This is a genomic window from Allorhizobium sonneratiae, from assembly GCF_023700755.1.
Classification (GTDB): Bacteria; Pseudomonadota; Alphaproteobacteria; order Rhizobiales; family Rhizobiaceae; genus Allorhizobium; species Allorhizobium sonneratiae.
This window is the reverse complement of the sequence record NZ_JAMKOJ010000006.1, coordinates 183,503-197,483: the sequence shown is the minus strand read 5'-3', so window position 1 is coordinate 197,483 and position 13,981 is coordinate 183,503. Positions and strand designations below refer to the sequence as shown.

Below are 13,981 nucleotides of genomic sequence, written 5' to 3'. Positions count from 1 at the left end.
GTCTGTGTGTGGATCTGTCATTCTATAGTCCCGGCATTTTAGAGCAGTTTTCCGTCCAGAAATGCGTAAAAACAACGCGTTAGAGCATTTCATTGTTTCCGTGACCCTAGCCGCCAAGGGTCAGTTCGGCCACGAGGTCGTAGACATCGCTGCGGTAGAGCGCGCGAGACACTTCCATGACGCGACCGGTATCGAGATAGGCGATGCGCTGCACTGAAAGCGCCGCCGCCCCGCTGGCAACGCCTAAAAACTCACTTTCCTCGTCATTCAGCACGGTTGCCGAAATGCGCTGGTTGGCGCGGACGGGGCGGATTCCGGCCTCGCTCAACACGGCGTAGAGAGAGTTTTCCACCTGGGATGGTTCTGGCAGCAGGTCATCCGGTAGACTGGTGCGTTCAAAGGCAATCGGCATGTCATTGGCGGTGCGCAGGCGAACAAGTCTTGCAACGCGTGCCTGACTGACAAGCCCGAGCGCCATGGTCTCTTCCGGTGTCGGCAGAAAAAGCCCGCGCTCCAGCCAGCGTGAGCCGCCGGTCATGCCCCGTCTTGCCATGTCTTCGGTAAACGAGGTGAGGCGGGTCAGGGGCTGTTGCAGACGCGGCATCTGCTTGACGACGAAGGTGCCGGAGCCGCGGCGGCGCACCAGCAGACCGTCCTCGACCAGATGATCGATGGCACGGCGCACCGTCACCCGGCTGATCCCGGCAATCTCGGCGATTTCACGCTCTGCCGGCAGGGCTTCGCCATGCTTGAGGATGCCGGCATCCATCGCCTGCTGCAACAGAGAGCGCAGGCGGATGTAGAGCGGTCCATCCTTGCCGGACTGCAGCTCGCTGAGGGCGAGTTTATCATACATGCCGTCTTCTCCGCAGGTCATGAGAAAACGTACCATTAAGATACCAATAAAGCAATTTCCTGCACTTTGGTATTTTATCCAGGACGTTCTGGCAGACAGAATGACAATTTTTCCAACATTAACAAGGGGATTTATTTTATTTTAGTTCGGATGCTGGACGATTGGCATTTTTTTGGTATCTTTTAAAAAAAAGAAAACGGGGGATACGGATTGCCGGTGTTGTCAGCACTCATTGCTGCTTATGCGCGAATGCTGCGCTTAACAGAATGATTCGATCAGGTTGTGAAAATTATTTTCATACTTTTGGCCGATATGACATTATCCGTTGACTGACACCCCTAAATTTCGCAGTCTTATGAAAATAAATTACGTCAAGTGAGGGTGTCTGCCGTGAAAGTCGCAATCATCGGTCTCGGATTTCGTCTTGGGTATCTGGCCAGAGCGTTGCAGGAGATCGATCCGCAGTTCGAGATCGTCGGTTATGTCGATCCGGCTCCTGCCGGTCTGCCGGGTTTGCAGGCGGCGGGCATTTCTCCCGGCAAGGCCTATGATACACCGGAAGCGCTGATTGCCGGGGAGAAATTCGATCTCTTGATGATCGGCTCGCCCAACCACCTGCATCTTGGCCATATCCGCGCCGGACTTGAGGCCGGGCTGACGGTTTTCACCGAAAAGCCGATCGTCATTTCCATCGAGGAAAGCCTTGAGCTGGCCCGTTTGCTCCATCGTTACGGTCATGACCGTCTTCTTGTCGGTCTGGTTCTGCGTTATTCTCCGCTCTATCAGGATTTGCGTGCCGCGCAGGCTGAAGGTCGTCTGGGCGATGTCGTCTCCATCGAGGCGTCCGAACATATCGAGCCTTATCACGGGGCGTTTTTCATGCGCGACTGGCGGCGTTATGGTCGCTATACCGGTGGCTTCATGCTGGAAAAATGCTGCCACGATCTCGACCTTTATAACGGCGTCGTCGGTTGCCGGCCGCGCTTTGTCGCAAGTTTTGGCGGGCGCAAGAGTTTTGTGCCGGAAAACGCGCCAGAGCTGGATGGCATCAACGACATGGCGGTCTATCACCGCAAGCCAAGCGGCTGGATGGGGGCGGACAAGGTGTTCGATAGCGATGCCGACATCATCGATTACCAGACCTCGATCATCGAATATGAAAACGGCGTGTCGATGACCTTCCACACCAATCTGAATGTGCCGGACCAGTTCCGCCGCTTCTGCGTGATCGGCTCGAAAGGCATGGCAGAAGGCGATTTCGTTCGCGGCTATCTCGATGTGCACAATGCCCGCACCAATGAGAAGGTCATCGCCAACACCTATAAGGCACCGTCGGAAAAATCCCATCACTATGGCGCCGACGAGCAGATGGCCGCTGATGTGCTGGCCTTTATCGTTGAGGGGAAACCGCAGCCGGTTTCCGCGCTCGATGCCATCGAGGCGGGTATTCTGGCACTGGCCATGGACGAGGCGCGACAGGCGCGTAAGGTGGTCGATCTGGCGCCTGTCTGGGCCGCCTATGATGCCTGCCTCAATGGAACTGAGGCGGCATCGGCCAAGAGCGCGTGAGGCCCGGCATGGAAACGAAAAACCGCACGCTCTGGTTTGTCTGGTTTCTTCTCCTTCCGGCGCTCATCTATATTCTGGCGATTGTTGCCTATCCGCTGATCGATACGATCAAGCTGTCCTTCACCAATGCGTCGCTGCGCCAGACCTATGATTGGGTTGGATTTTCCAATTATACCCGGATTTTCCATTCCGGTTTTGGCGAAATCATCATCCGCACCCTGATCTGGACCTTCTTTTCCGTCTCGATCAAGATGATCATCGGCACCAGCGGCGCGGTGCTCTTGAATGCCGCCGTGCCAGGACGGACCCTCTTTCGCGTGCTGACCATGCCGCCCTGGATCGTGCCGATGGCCATCGGCATCTTCATGTGGAAATGGATGTATAACGGCGAATTCGGCATGATTTCCGGTCTTCTGCAGCGCGCCGGCATTCTGCATGGACCGTTTCCGATCCTTGCTTATGGGGATACGGCCTTCTGGGCCACCATCGTCACCGATGTCTGGATCGGTGTGCCGTTTGTGACGATCTATCTTCTGGCCGCCATCCAGTCCATTCCGGGCGATCTGCATGAGGCGGCCTGGGTGGATGGGGCTGGCCGTTTCTACCGCTTCCGCCGCATCACCCTGCCGATGATTGTTCCGGCGATGATCACCATGTCGATCCTGTCCTTGATTTCCACCTTCAACTCCTTCGACATCATCTGGATCCTGACTCAAGGGGGACCGAACGGCGAGACGACGACCATGATCATCGACACCTACCGCACCGCCATCGGGGCCTATAAGTTCGGCGAGGGCGCAGCGCGCGCGGCATTGATCTGCGTGTTTCTCTCGGCTTTCACCTGGGTCTATTTCCGCCTCGTCAGCCGTTTTTCCGCGGAGGCCGCATGAAGACCATTGCCCGTATCGACCGTTTCCGCTGGTATGAAATGCTTGGCATTTATGCGGGGCTGGCGCTGTTTCTCACTTTTGTTCTGGCTCCCTTCGTTGAAGGCTTTTTCGTCTCGCTGAAGCCGCTGACGCATCTTTTTTCTTCGCCTTACCGCTTCTGGCCGGATGATGCCTCGCTGGAGGCCTATCGCACCATGTGGGTGCATGTGCCTTTGCTGGGACGCTATATCGTCAATTCCATCCTGATTTCCGGTGTCGGCACGGTGATTTCGGTCATTCTGGTCACACCTGCGGCTTATGCCTTTGCCCGCTTCGAGTTTCGCGGCCGCGGACCGCTTCTGGGCGCAACGCTAGCCGTCAACATGTTTTCCGGCGCGGTTCTCCTGATCCCGCTTTTCCGGCTGATGCGGACCATGGGCCTGCTCAACACCTATTTCGCCATGATCGTGCCGGGCGTGGCCTTTGTCATCCCGACGGGCATCTGGCTGCTCAGAACCTATATGCTGCGCATTCCCAAAGAGCTTGAGGAATCGGCGCTGGTGGATGGTGCCAGCCGTTTCTATACACTGCGCCGCGTTGTCGTGCCGCTGGCCATGCCGGGCATTGCCGTGGTGGCAATGCATTCCTTTCTGACGATCTACGCCCAGCAGTTCATTTACGCGCTGACCTTCAATTCCAAGTCTGAATTTATGCCGCTTTCGGTTGGGCTGTTTGCCTTTTTCGGACGGCAGGATGTGATCTGGAACGAGTTGATGGCGGCAAGTTTCGTCGGGATTCTGCCTGTCTTCGTCGTCTTCATCGTGCTGCAACGCTATCTCGTGGCAGGCATGACAGCGGGAGCGGTCAAGACGTGACATACAGGACGTGAAATACACGGCGTAAAAGGCGCCGTGGAAGTGGTCAACAGGGAAAAAGGGAACGAGACCATGACAAAACTGGGAAAAATCAGTGGTTTGATCGGCGTCGCCGCCTTGGCGCTGACAGCCGCCATGCCGGGGGCGAAAGCTGCCGACAAGACCGTCTCCATGATCCAGTGCGGCGATACGCTGGCGGAAGGCTATGACGGCTTCATCAAGGAATGGGAAGCAAAGAATCCGGGCTATAAGGTCAGCGTCGAAATCGTCGGCTGGTCGCAATGCCAGGACAAGATCACGACGCTCGCTGCTGCCGGAACGCCGGTGAGCCTCGCTTATGTCGGCTCACGCACGCTGAAGCAGCTGGCGCAGAACGATCTGATCGTGCCGGTACCGATGACGGATGCGGAAAAGGCAAGCTACTATCCGCATATCGTCGATACAGTCACCTTTGATGGCAAGCAATGGGCTGTGCCGGTCGCCTTCTCCACCAAGGCGCTTTACTGGAACAAGGACATTTTCAAGCAGGCCGGTCTCGATCCGGAAAAGCCGCCGAAGACCTGGCAGGAAATGTATGACATGGCCAAGACCATCAAGGAAAAAACCGGAATTGCCGGTTATGGTCTTTCCGCCAAAACCTTCGACAACACCATGCATCAGTATCTGCACTGGGTTTACACCAATAACGGTCAGGTGATCGATGCCAGCGGCAAGATCGTGCTCGATAGCCCGCAAAACCTCGAAGCGCTGAAATGGTATGGCAAGATGGCCGATGTGTCCGAAGCCGGTCCGACCGCATACGAGCAGGACGAACTGACGCCGATGTTCAACGATGGCAAGATTGCCATGTTTGAACAGGGTCCATGGGTGCGCAAGCGGGTGAATGCCAAGCTGAACTGGGGCGTCGCCAATCTGCCGCTCGGCCCCGACGCCAAAGGTCCCGGTACGCTGCTGATCACCGACAGCCTTGCCGTCTTCAAGGGAACCGGCACGGAAGAGCAGGCAATTTCGCTGGCGAAATGGCTGACCAATCCGGAACATCAGTTCTATTATGAAAAGACTCATGGGTTGACACCCCTGCGCCCCGTTCCGGGTGTGGCTGAAATGGTCAAGCAGGATCCGTCCTGGAAGCCGTTCCTTGACGGGATCACTTACGGTGGGCCGGAGCCGCTCTTTACCGATTACAAGGCCTTCCAGAACAGCATGATCGACATGGTCCAGTCAGTCGTCACCAAATCCGCCAAGCCGGAAGACGCGCTGAAAAAGGCAGCCGCAGACATCGAAGCGGATAAGTAAGACAGATGACGGGGGCTGATCGGATCGGCCCCCGTCCTATCACGGTCTGCCCGGCAGGAGAATGACATTGGGTCAGTTGAATTTGAAAGGGATTGGTAAATCCTACGGTCATTTCGAGGTCATCTCGAATATTTCGCTTGAGATCAACAATGGCGAATTTGTCGTCTTCGTCGGGCCATCCGGCTGCGGCAAGTCGACATTGCTCAGGATGATTGCCGGTCTCGACGACACGACAGCAGGCGATATCGTCATCGATGGTGTGCGGGTCAATCCGCTGCCGCCGGTCAAGCGCGGCATTGCCATGGTGTTCCAGTCCTATGCGCTTTACCCGCATATGACCGTTTTTGAAAATATTGCCTTTCCACTCCGGGTGGAAAAATTGCCGGAAGAAAAAATCCGCGAAAAGGTCGAGGCGGTGGCCAAGGTCCTGCTGCTCGACCAGCGTTTGCAGCAGAAGCCGGGCCAATTGTCCGGTGGTCAGCGTCAACGCGTGGCGATTGGCCGGGCGATCGTGCGCGAGCCGAAAATTTTCCTGTTTGACGAGCCGCTGTCCAACCTTGATGCCGCACTGCGCGCTGATATGCGCATCGAGCTGACCCGTCTCCATCACGATCTCAAGGCAACGATGATCTATGTCACTCATGATCAGGTGGAAGCCATGACCATGGCCGACCGGATCGTGGTGCTGAATGGCGGCCATATTGCCCAGGTCGGCGCGCCGCTCGAACTCTATCACAAGCCACAAAACCGGTTTGTCGCCGCTTTCATCGGCAATCCCAAGATGAATTTTCTCGATGTCGTCTGCAAGGGCGTGGGACCGGATGGTGTCACTGTCGATTTTCAGGGCCAAACGGCGATGATCCCGGTCAAAGGACGCCCCGAGCTTGTGGGCGAAAAACTGGCACTCGGCATCCGTCCCGAACATGTGCGGCTTGGCACAGGCGAGCTTGGTCTGAGCGTAACGCCAACGGTGATCGAGCGTCTCGGCATCAACACGGTTGCCTATGCCAGCCTTCCATCGGGCGATACATTCTGCGCCCTCTTGGATGGGACGGCGCCGGTGCAGGTGGACAGACCGATGCAGGCCGGGATCATGGCGGCAGACTGCCATCTGTTTGACGGCGAAGGACAGGCGCTGGAGCGCCATATCGATTGGAAAAGTGCGCTATTGCCAGCGGATTTTGCAACGATCGAGCCGTAAGACACAGTCCTCGGGCTTGCCCCGAGAAACTGCCAGTCTGATAAAGCCTCAACGAAATCGAAGCTTGGCAAATGCTCGCCTCAAGGGCGAGCATGACGGCTTGTGTTTGGTTCTTGCTCTACCAGACAAGACCGCGCGCTGCGACCTCTTCCACGCGGGTTACGAGACCGTTGCGGTGAAACACCATGCGGTCGAACAGGTTGGAGACGACACAGGTGTGGTTCGGCACGATGCGGATTTTTTCGCCGATTTCAGGGCGTTTTCCGGCAATCTGTTTGAGATCGACCACGGCATGTTCTTCCGACAGGCTGGTAATGACAGCCAGGGGATAGTCCAGAATGAGGCCATAATCGTTGAAACCGAGGAGATCGGAGGTCAGGGCCTTCGATCCTGCATCGAGAACGGCGCGGTCTGGCGTCGGTCGGGAGACGACAGTGGCCAGAATATGCATGGCGCAATCGTCGAGACTGCAATGCCCGGCTCCCACCATGGAGCGGTCGTTATAGATATAGGTCCCGGCGCGATGTTCGGTCGCAGACGGCACGAGATGGGCGGAAAACAGGCTGGGTGTGCCGCCGTTGGAGACGATAGGGCAGGGGATGCCCCGTTCTGACAGAAGGGTCAATGTCGCGGCAAAAAACTGCTCAACAGCCGCTTCCGTATGCGCCTTTGGATAGGTGAGGAGGCCGACGAAGCGAAGGCCTGACTTTCCATGGATCGCTTCCGCCAGAGTGAGCGCCTCATCGGGCGTCTGCACGCCGCAGCGCCCGCCGCCGGTGTCGCATTCGACCAGCACGGAAAGCGGCTTGCGACCGGAAAAATGGCTGGACAGCCCCTCAATCGTGACGAGACTGTCGGCAACGACTTTCAGATCGTCGATGCGCTCGTTCAGGGCAGCAAGACGTTCAAGCTTTTCGGTACCCAGAATGTTGAAGGTGATCAGAATATCCTGAAATCCGGCATCGGCAAAAATCTCCGCCTCGGTGATCTTCTGGCAGTTGATGCCGCGCGCTCCGGCCTCAATCTGTGCCTTTGCCAGCGCGGGTATCTTGTGGGTCTTGATATGCGGGCGAAAGGCAAGGCCCTGCGCATCCATATAGGTCTGAACGCGGGCGATGTTACTGGCTAGCCGATCCTCGTCGATCACGGGACGTGGTGTAGAGAGAGAGGCAAGAGGGGTGCCGATGGCAATGTCGAAAGGCGTCATGATGTCTCGAAATTCGGGCCGTGCGGATCGGCCATGATCGGCCAGATGTCACGGCGCACGCGCTGATAAGGATTGGTGGCCGGATTGTTGGGATAGGGCGAACCGGCCGAACAGTAAAGAATGTCCGTGGCGATTTTGGCAAAAGCGGCGTGAAAATGATTGGTGGATTTGACCACCAGTATGTGGCGTTCCAAGGGATTGAGCCCCAGGGCGGTAAAAAGCGAGGGGTCGTAACTCTGCACCCGGACCGAGCTTAGAATGATGTCGATGCCCTGCAGTTCAATCCAGGCGGCGTCGCCAAAGGGCGCGATGCTTTCGCCGAAGCGCATTTCCGCCTTGGGAACCACGGCTTTGACCGTGACAAGTCCGTCGATCGGTTGTCCCGTGCCCGGCGCGGATTTTGCGCCGAAACGCAAGGGAATGGTCGCGCCAGCGCCAGCCGCCATGCAGATCTCCACCGCAATCGGATCCCAGATCATCCCAAAAGCGGCGTTGGTGACTTTCTGTTTCAGCATTTCCGCCAGAATGACCGTTGCATCGCCTGCCGTGCCGCCACCGGGATTGTCCCAGACATCGGCAATCACCACCGGGCCTTCGGGGATGGCGAGCGCCTGTGCAATCGCCTGTTTTTCATCGATCTGCGGCATGATGAAGGTGCCACGTCGGGCAAAAAGCTCCATGCCGAGGGCCTGGGCCAGCGCTTTGCCCTTCTCCGGCACGCCATTGGTGATGGCGATGGTTTTCGTACCCATCTCCGGCACATCGCCCGCCATGAAACCGTGGATGACCGAGAGCGATAGCAGGTCCTTGTCCGCCGCTTCGATTGCCATCATCTTGTCGACAATGCCACGCATGGGCTGGCGCGAGGTGGGGAAGACATCAATCATCCGGCAATCGAACACCGACATCACCGGCTTCACTCGCCCTTCCAGCGTCTCGACGGTGATGCGCCACAAGTCATGTGCGCGGGCGACGAAATCGGTATGGGGAAATTCCTTGAAGGCGACGAAGACATTGGCCGCTGCAACCCGCTTGGCCGTCAGGTGACTGTGCGGATCAAGCTCGGCGGCGAGAAACACATCGGGGCCGATGATGTCGCGAATGCGGGTTAAAAAATCGCCTTCCGGGTCGAGATAGCCATCGGCGACCATGGCCCCATGCAGGCCCAGCACCACGGCATCGACCGGAAGCGCAGCCTTGAGCTGGTCGAGAATTTCATCGCGCAGGCTTTCATAGGCCTGCCGGTTGATCAGTCCTGCCGGATCGGCCCAGGCTGCCGTGCCCTCGATCAGTGTCCAGCCCTTGTCCGCGCAGACCTTGCGACCAACGGTGATCGGCGCGGTGCAGAGAGTCGGCGTTTCCGGATGCTCTCCGGGAGGTGCATAGAGTGAAGCTTCGAAGGCGCGGCGGTCGATGCAGATTGACGAAAACGTATTGGTCTCTGTGGCGAGAGCTGCGGTGAAAATACGCATCATCTGCGCCTTTCACGGTACGACAGGATAGGCAAGATAGCCGGTGAACCCGGAAATTTTCCAGCGGCCCTGATGAAGGCGGCAATAATAAAGCGTCTGCCATTGCATGGTGTCGAAACCGCCATCGGCGCGCTTGATGCCACCGTCGAATTTCTTGCGCACCAGAGCGGTTTCGCCCTGAATGTCGATCTCTTCCAGACGGGTGGCGGTGAAAATGGCCGTGCGGGGGTCTTCGGTATAGGTGGTTTGGGCAAAATCCTCTGCCTGCCGAAGCCATTCGTCGCGATAGGCCGTGAGGGAGGGAAAGGCGAGCGTCCAGTGGTCGGGGTTGAGCGTCTTGTTGCCGGAGATGCCGAGAAAGCCGTCCTCGATGAAATCCTCCTCCACCATCGACCAGTCCCGCGCCAGAAAGGCGTCGATGTCACGCGGCACCAGCATGGTCCAGATGGCGTGACGTGCTTCATCTTCCAGAGGGAAAGGGTTGCTGAAGGGATCACGCATGGCCGGTCCTTGTCGAGGAGTGTCGAAGTCGAAGATTGTCTAAATAATTTTCATCTGGAATGAAAAACTCTGGCAAAAATCGTCTCGTTATGGTGAATTGTCAACACTGGACGAAAATAATTTGCATGGAGGGTGATGTGGCAATCAAGCGGTATGGTGCCGTTGAGGCAGGTGCGGGCGGTCAGACGCTTCCCTTTGCCCGTGCCGTCGAGGCTGATGGCTGGCTTTATGTGTCCGGTCAGGTGGCGATGGAAAAAGGGGAGATCATTGCGGGGGGCATTGTCGAGCAGACACACAAGACCATTGCCAACCTCATCGCCATTCTGGAAGAGGCCGGTTACGGTCTCGAGCATGTGGTGCGTTGTGGTGTGTGGCTGGACGATCCGCGCGATTTCTGGAGCTTCAACAAGATTTATCAGAGCTATTTCGGAGCTCATCCTCCGGCGCGCGCCTGTGTGCAGTCCTCGATGATGGTCGACTGCAAGGTGGAGATCGATTGCGTCGCCTATAAACCGAAATCGTGAGCGGGGCAGACGTGCTCGATATCTTCACCATTCTTCAGGAAGATCGCAGCCTCTTTTCGGTATCTGAGCAGCGGATCGCCGATATTCTGTTGAATGATTTCGATTTTGCCGTCCGGGCATCGATCACCGATCTGGCGGAAAAGGCGGGCGTTTCGGCGCCGACCGTGACACGTTTCTGTCGTCGGCTCGGCTGCCGGAGTTTTGCTGATTTCAAGGTGAAGCTCGCCAAGACGGGCTTTGTGGGCGTGCGCTATCTCAACCCGGAAGCGCAGAGCACCGAACCTGCCGATGTGGCCGAAGACGTGATCACCAAGGCGCAGAATGCGCTTTATCTTGCCCATCGCAGTTTCGAACCAGCGGTTCTGGACAAGGTGGCGGATCGGCTTGCGCGGGCGGAGATGATCTATGCCTTCGGTTCGGGCGGCAATTCCGCCATGATTGCCAATGAATTGCAAAACCGCCTGTTCCGGCTGGGCTCACGCATCACCGCAAGCTGTGACCACACCATGCAGTTGATGATGACGGCAGCCGCCCGCAGCAATGACGTGCTTGTCGGCTCCTCTTTTTCCGGGCGCAATCGCGAGCTGATCCGATGCTTCGAACTGGCGCGTGAAAACGGCATTTCCACCGTTGCGCTCACCGGCAGCGGCAGTCCGCTGGCAGAAATGGCGGAACTGGTGATCGGTATCGATCTGCCGGAGGGCGACAATATATTTCGGCCCACATCGACACGTTTTGCCTATCTGGCAGTGGTCGATGTGGTGGTTAGCCTCGTTGCCTATCGCAATCGCAAACAGGCGACGGTGACGCTGCGTCACATCAAGCAGCAGCTTGTTGAACACCGTGACGGCAAGGACGACAAACAGATTCTGGGAGATTGACGATGACAAAGAAAAGATTGGCTGTCGTCACCGGTGCTGCGGGCGATATTGGCCGGGCAATTGCCGCACGGCTGGCGGAAAGCCATGATTGTGTCGTGCTGGCCGATATCGACACTGAAGCTGGCAAGCGCGCCGCCATCTCTCTGGGTGACGACGACCGGTTTTTCCCTGTGACGGTTGATGTGACGGATGCGGACAGTGTCGCCGCCATGGCGGCAATGCTTGACGATATGGGAGAGACGGTAACGCTTGTTAACAATGCCGGTGCTGCCCGCGCCGTCAGCCTGCAGGAGACGGATCAGGCCATCTGGCGCATGGACAGCGCGCTGAATCTGGAAGCGGCCTTTCTGATGTTTCGGGCATTGGAAGAGCCTCTGAAGCGCAGCCGGGGTTCGGTGGTCAATATCGCCTCCGTCAATGGCATGGCGGTCTTTGGCCATCCGGCCTATAGCGCTGCCAAGGCTGGCCTCATTCATCTGACCCGGCTGATGGCTGTGGAATACGGAAAATACGGTATTCGCGCCAATGCGGTCGCACCCGGCACCGTGCGCACGCAGGCCTGGGAAACGCGGGCGGCGGCCAATCCGCATGTGTTCGAGGAGGCGCGACGCTGGTATGCGCTGGGCCGCGTGGTGCTGCCGGAAGATGTCGCCAATGCCGTGGCCTTTCTGGTCAGCGATCAGGCCGCCGCGATCACCGGTGTCTGTCTGCCGGTGGATTGCGGCTTGACGGCGGGCCAGAGCGCGCTTGCCCGCACCTTCAGCCAGTCTAACGATTATTGAAAGGGCACGACATGAGCGGCAGCCTGTTTCGGCTTGAGAATAGCTGGCACCCGATCGAAGGCGATGAGGGTGGCGGCTTTGTGTTCACCATGGTCAATCTCTCCGATCACCCTGTCAGCGATTTCAAACTGGCCTATACCTCGTTGACGCGGGTGAAGGATGCACCGGCCTGCGGCAATGCCCGCTTTCTCCGCCGCAATGCCAATTTCCATCAGTTTGCCCCGCCGGAGGATCTGGTTCTCCACCCCGGTGAGGCGTGGCGTTTTACCGTTCAGGGTCTCTGGCGTCCGGCACGACACCGGACCGATGGGGCAAAATCTGCCTATCTGACGCTGGCTGAGGGCAGGCATGTGCCGGTGACGGTGGATGATCTGCTGCTGGAGGGCGGGAGAAGCGAAGCGGCCCCGAAGCTGTTGCCGGAAGGGCGGCTCGATCAGCCGTTTTTCATGCAGCCTTGGCCGGTCAAGGCCGAGCTTCAGCCGGGTCCGGCACTGCCGGTGGTGCTTTATCCGGCACACGGCAGCATGCTGGAGGATATGCGGGCGGTCGAGGCCGTCAACCAGCTCTATCATCGTCTGTTTGCAGTTGCGCATCAGCCATTTTGTCTGACGAAAACGGCTGATGCGCGGCCGATTGCCTTCACGCCCGAACCGGCTCTGGGCAAGGACGCCTATCGCCTGCATTTCGGTGAGACCATAACGCTTGCCTATGGCGATGCGGCAGGCCGCCATTACGCTCTGGTGACGCTGGCGCAGCTTCTCTTTGGCGCACGCCAGCCCGATGATAGATTCTGGTTCCCGGCCTCCGGTCTCATCGAGGATTGTCCGCGCTATGGCTGGCGCGGTTGCCATCTCGATGTCTCGCGGCAGTTTTATCCGGTCAGTGCAGTGGCCCGGCTTCTCGACATCATGGGCTGGCTGAAGCTGAATATCTTCCATTGGCATTTGACCGATGATGAAGCCTGGCGGCTGGAGATCAAGGCCTTTCCGCCATTGACCACGACCGGCGTTCTGCGCGGGCCGGATGAGCCGATGCTGCCGCAACTGGGCAATGGTGCAGAGCCGGTCGGCGGTTTTTACACGCAGGAGGATGTGCGGACGCTGGTTGCCCATGCCGAGCGTCTCTTCATCGAGGTCGTCCCGGAGATTGACATTCCCGGCCATAGCACTGCGATCCTCACGGCGCTGCCGGAACTTGCCGACGGGCAGGAAGCGCCGGACAGCTATCGCTCGGTGCAGGGCTATCCCAATAATGCGCTCAATCCGGCCATCGACAAGACCTATGATTTTCTCGGTACAGTGTTCGATGAGATGGTGAGGCTGTTTCCCTCGAAACTCGTCCATATCGGCGGCGATGAAGTGGCGGCCAACACCTGGATGGCCTCGCCTTTGGCGCGGGCGCTGATGGAGAGGGAGGGCCTCGACGGTACATTCGGCCTGCAAAGCTGGTTCATGAAAAGGGTGCAGGCCATGCTGAAAGCGCGTGGCCGGCAATTGGCCGGCTGGGATGAGGTTTCGCATGGCGGCGGCGTCGATCCGCAGGGAACACTGCTGATGGCCTGGCAGAAGCCCGAGGTCGGCATGGCGCTGGCCGAACAGGGCTATGATGTGGTGATGACGCCGGGTCAGGCCTATTATCTCGACATGGTGCAGGATGAGGCCTGGCAGGAGCCTGGCGCAAGCTGGGCTGGCACCGTGCCGCCGCATCACACCTATATCTATGAAGCCGAAGGTGACTTTCCCGAGGCGCTGAAACCCCGGCTTAAAGGCGTGCAGGCCTGTATCTGGTCTGAACATGTTCTGAGCCGGGATTATTTCAACCATCTGGTTTTCCCACGGCTTGCGGCGGTGGCGGAAGCCGCCTGGACACCAAAAGAGCAAAAGGACTGGCTGCGCTTTGCCGTCCTTGCGCCGCTGACACCGAAACTTTGATTTTTCAAGAGGATAGC

At 58.0% G+C, this 13,981-nt stretch carries 13 protein-coding genes; 9 read left to right on the top strand and 4 right to left on the bottom strand.

Annotated elements, in window-relative coordinates; all coding sequences use genetic code 11:
- Positions 1-106: 106 nt before the first annotated feature.
- Positions 107-856: a GntR family transcriptional regulator gene (locus NAC44_RS12915; protein WP_250941325.1), complete on the bottom strand. Its 750-nt coding sequence runs from the start codon at positions 854-856 to the stop codon at positions 107-109.
- A gap of 390 nt (positions 857-1,246) precedes the next feature.
- Here NAC44_RS12915 and NAC44_RS12910 point away from each other — a divergent pair, with 390 nt between their 5' ends.
- The 5 genes from NAC44_RS12910 to NAC44_RS12890 all read left to right on the top strand — a co-directional run bounded on the left by NAC44_RS12910 (position 1,247) and on the right by NAC44_RS12890 (position 6,666).
- On the top strand, positions 1,247-2,425 hold the full coding sequence (locus tag NAC44_RS12910) for a Gfo/Idh/MocA family protein (RefSeq protein ID WP_250941323.1): 1,179 nt from the start codon (positions 1,247-1,249) through the stop codon (positions 2,423-2,425).
- An 8-nt stretch (positions 2,426-2,433) separates the two neighbouring features.
- Positions 2,434-3,315, top strand: a complete 882-nt coding sequence (locus NAC44_RS12905; protein WP_250941321.1) for a carbohydrate ABC transporter permease — start codon at positions 2,434-2,436, stop codon at positions 3,313-3,315.
- Positions 3,312-4,169, top strand: coding sequence for a carbohydrate ABC transporter permease (locus NAC44_RS12900; protein ID WP_250941319.1), 858 nt, complete (start codon positions 3,312-3,314; stop codon positions 4,167-4,169). Before NAC44_RS12905 ends, NAC44_RS12900 begins: the two co-directional genes overlap by 4 nt.
- Positions 4,170-4,241: 72 nt before the next feature.
- Positions 4,242-5,465: an ABC transporter substrate-binding protein gene (locus NAC44_RS12895; RefSeq protein WP_250941317.1), complete on the top strand. Its 1,224-nt coding sequence runs from the start codon at positions 4,242-4,244 to the stop codon at positions 5,463-5,465.
- Between the two features lie 67 nt (positions 5,466-5,532).
- Entirely contained in the window at positions 5,533-6,666 is a 1,134-nt protein-coding gene (locus NAC44_RS12890) for an ABC transporter ATP-binding protein (RefSeq protein ID WP_250941315.1), read from the top strand.
- A gap of 118 nt (positions 6,667-6,784) precedes the next feature.
- Here the strand turns inward: NAC44_RS12890 and NAC44_RS12885 are convergent, their stop codons facing one another.
- Genes NAC44_RS12885 through NAC44_RS12875 form a run of 3 tightly spaced genes read right to left on the bottom strand, consistent with a single transcriptional unit; the run spans position 6,785 to position 9,846 of the window.
- Positions 6,785-7,873: a D-TA family PLP-dependent enzyme gene (locus tag NAC44_RS12885; protein WP_250941313.1), complete on the bottom strand. Its 1,089-nt coding sequence runs from the start codon at positions 7,871-7,873 to the stop codon at positions 6,785-6,787.
- Positions 7,870-9,345: a M81 family metallopeptidase gene (locus NAC44_RS12880; RefSeq protein WP_250941312.1), complete on the bottom strand. Its 1,476-nt coding sequence runs from the start codon at positions 9,343-9,345 to the stop codon at positions 7,870-7,872. The genes NAC44_RS12885 and NAC44_RS12880 overlap by 4 nt, the downstream gene beginning before the upstream one ends.
- A 12-nt stretch (positions 9,346-9,357) precedes the next feature.
- Positions 9,358-9,846, bottom strand: a complete 489-nt coding sequence (locus tag NAC44_RS12875) for a hypothetical protein (RefSeq protein ID WP_250941311.1) — start codon at positions 9,844-9,846, stop codon at positions 9,358-9,360.
- A 137-nt stretch (positions 9,847-9,983) separates the two neighbouring features.
- On the opposite strand from NAC44_RS12875, the gene NAC44_RS12870 reads away from it, so the two are divergent.
- The 4 genes from NAC44_RS12870 to NAC44_RS12855 are packed head-to-tail and all read left to right on the top strand — an operon-like array spanning position 9,984 to position 13,964.
- Positions 9,984-10,370, top strand: coding sequence for a RidA family protein (locus NAC44_RS12870; protein WP_250941310.1), 387 nt, complete (start codon positions 9,984-9,986; stop codon positions 10,368-10,370).
- Positions 10,367-11,251 carry a MurR/RpiR family transcriptional regulator gene (locus NAC44_RS12865; protein ID WP_250941309.1) on the top strand — a complete coding sequence of 295 codons (885 nt, stop codon included), beginning with the start codon at positions 10,367-10,369 and terminating at the stop codon, positions 11,249-11,251. The genes NAC44_RS12870 and NAC44_RS12865 overlap by 4 nt, the downstream gene beginning before the upstream one ends.
- Positions 11,252-11,253: 2 nt before the next feature.
- Positions 11,254-12,033 (top strand): SDR family oxidoreductase, encoded by a 780-nt coding sequence (locus NAC44_RS12860; protein WP_250941308.1) that lies wholly within the window; start codon positions 11,254-11,256, stop codon positions 12,031-12,033.
- A gap of 11 nt (positions 12,034-12,044) precedes the next feature.
- A complete protein-coding gene (locus NAC44_RS12855) occupies positions 12,045-13,964 on the top strand; it encodes a beta-N-acetylhexosaminidase (RefSeq protein ID WP_250941307.1) in 1,920 nt (639 codons plus the stop codon).
- Positions 13,965-13,981 lie beyond the last annotated feature (17 nt).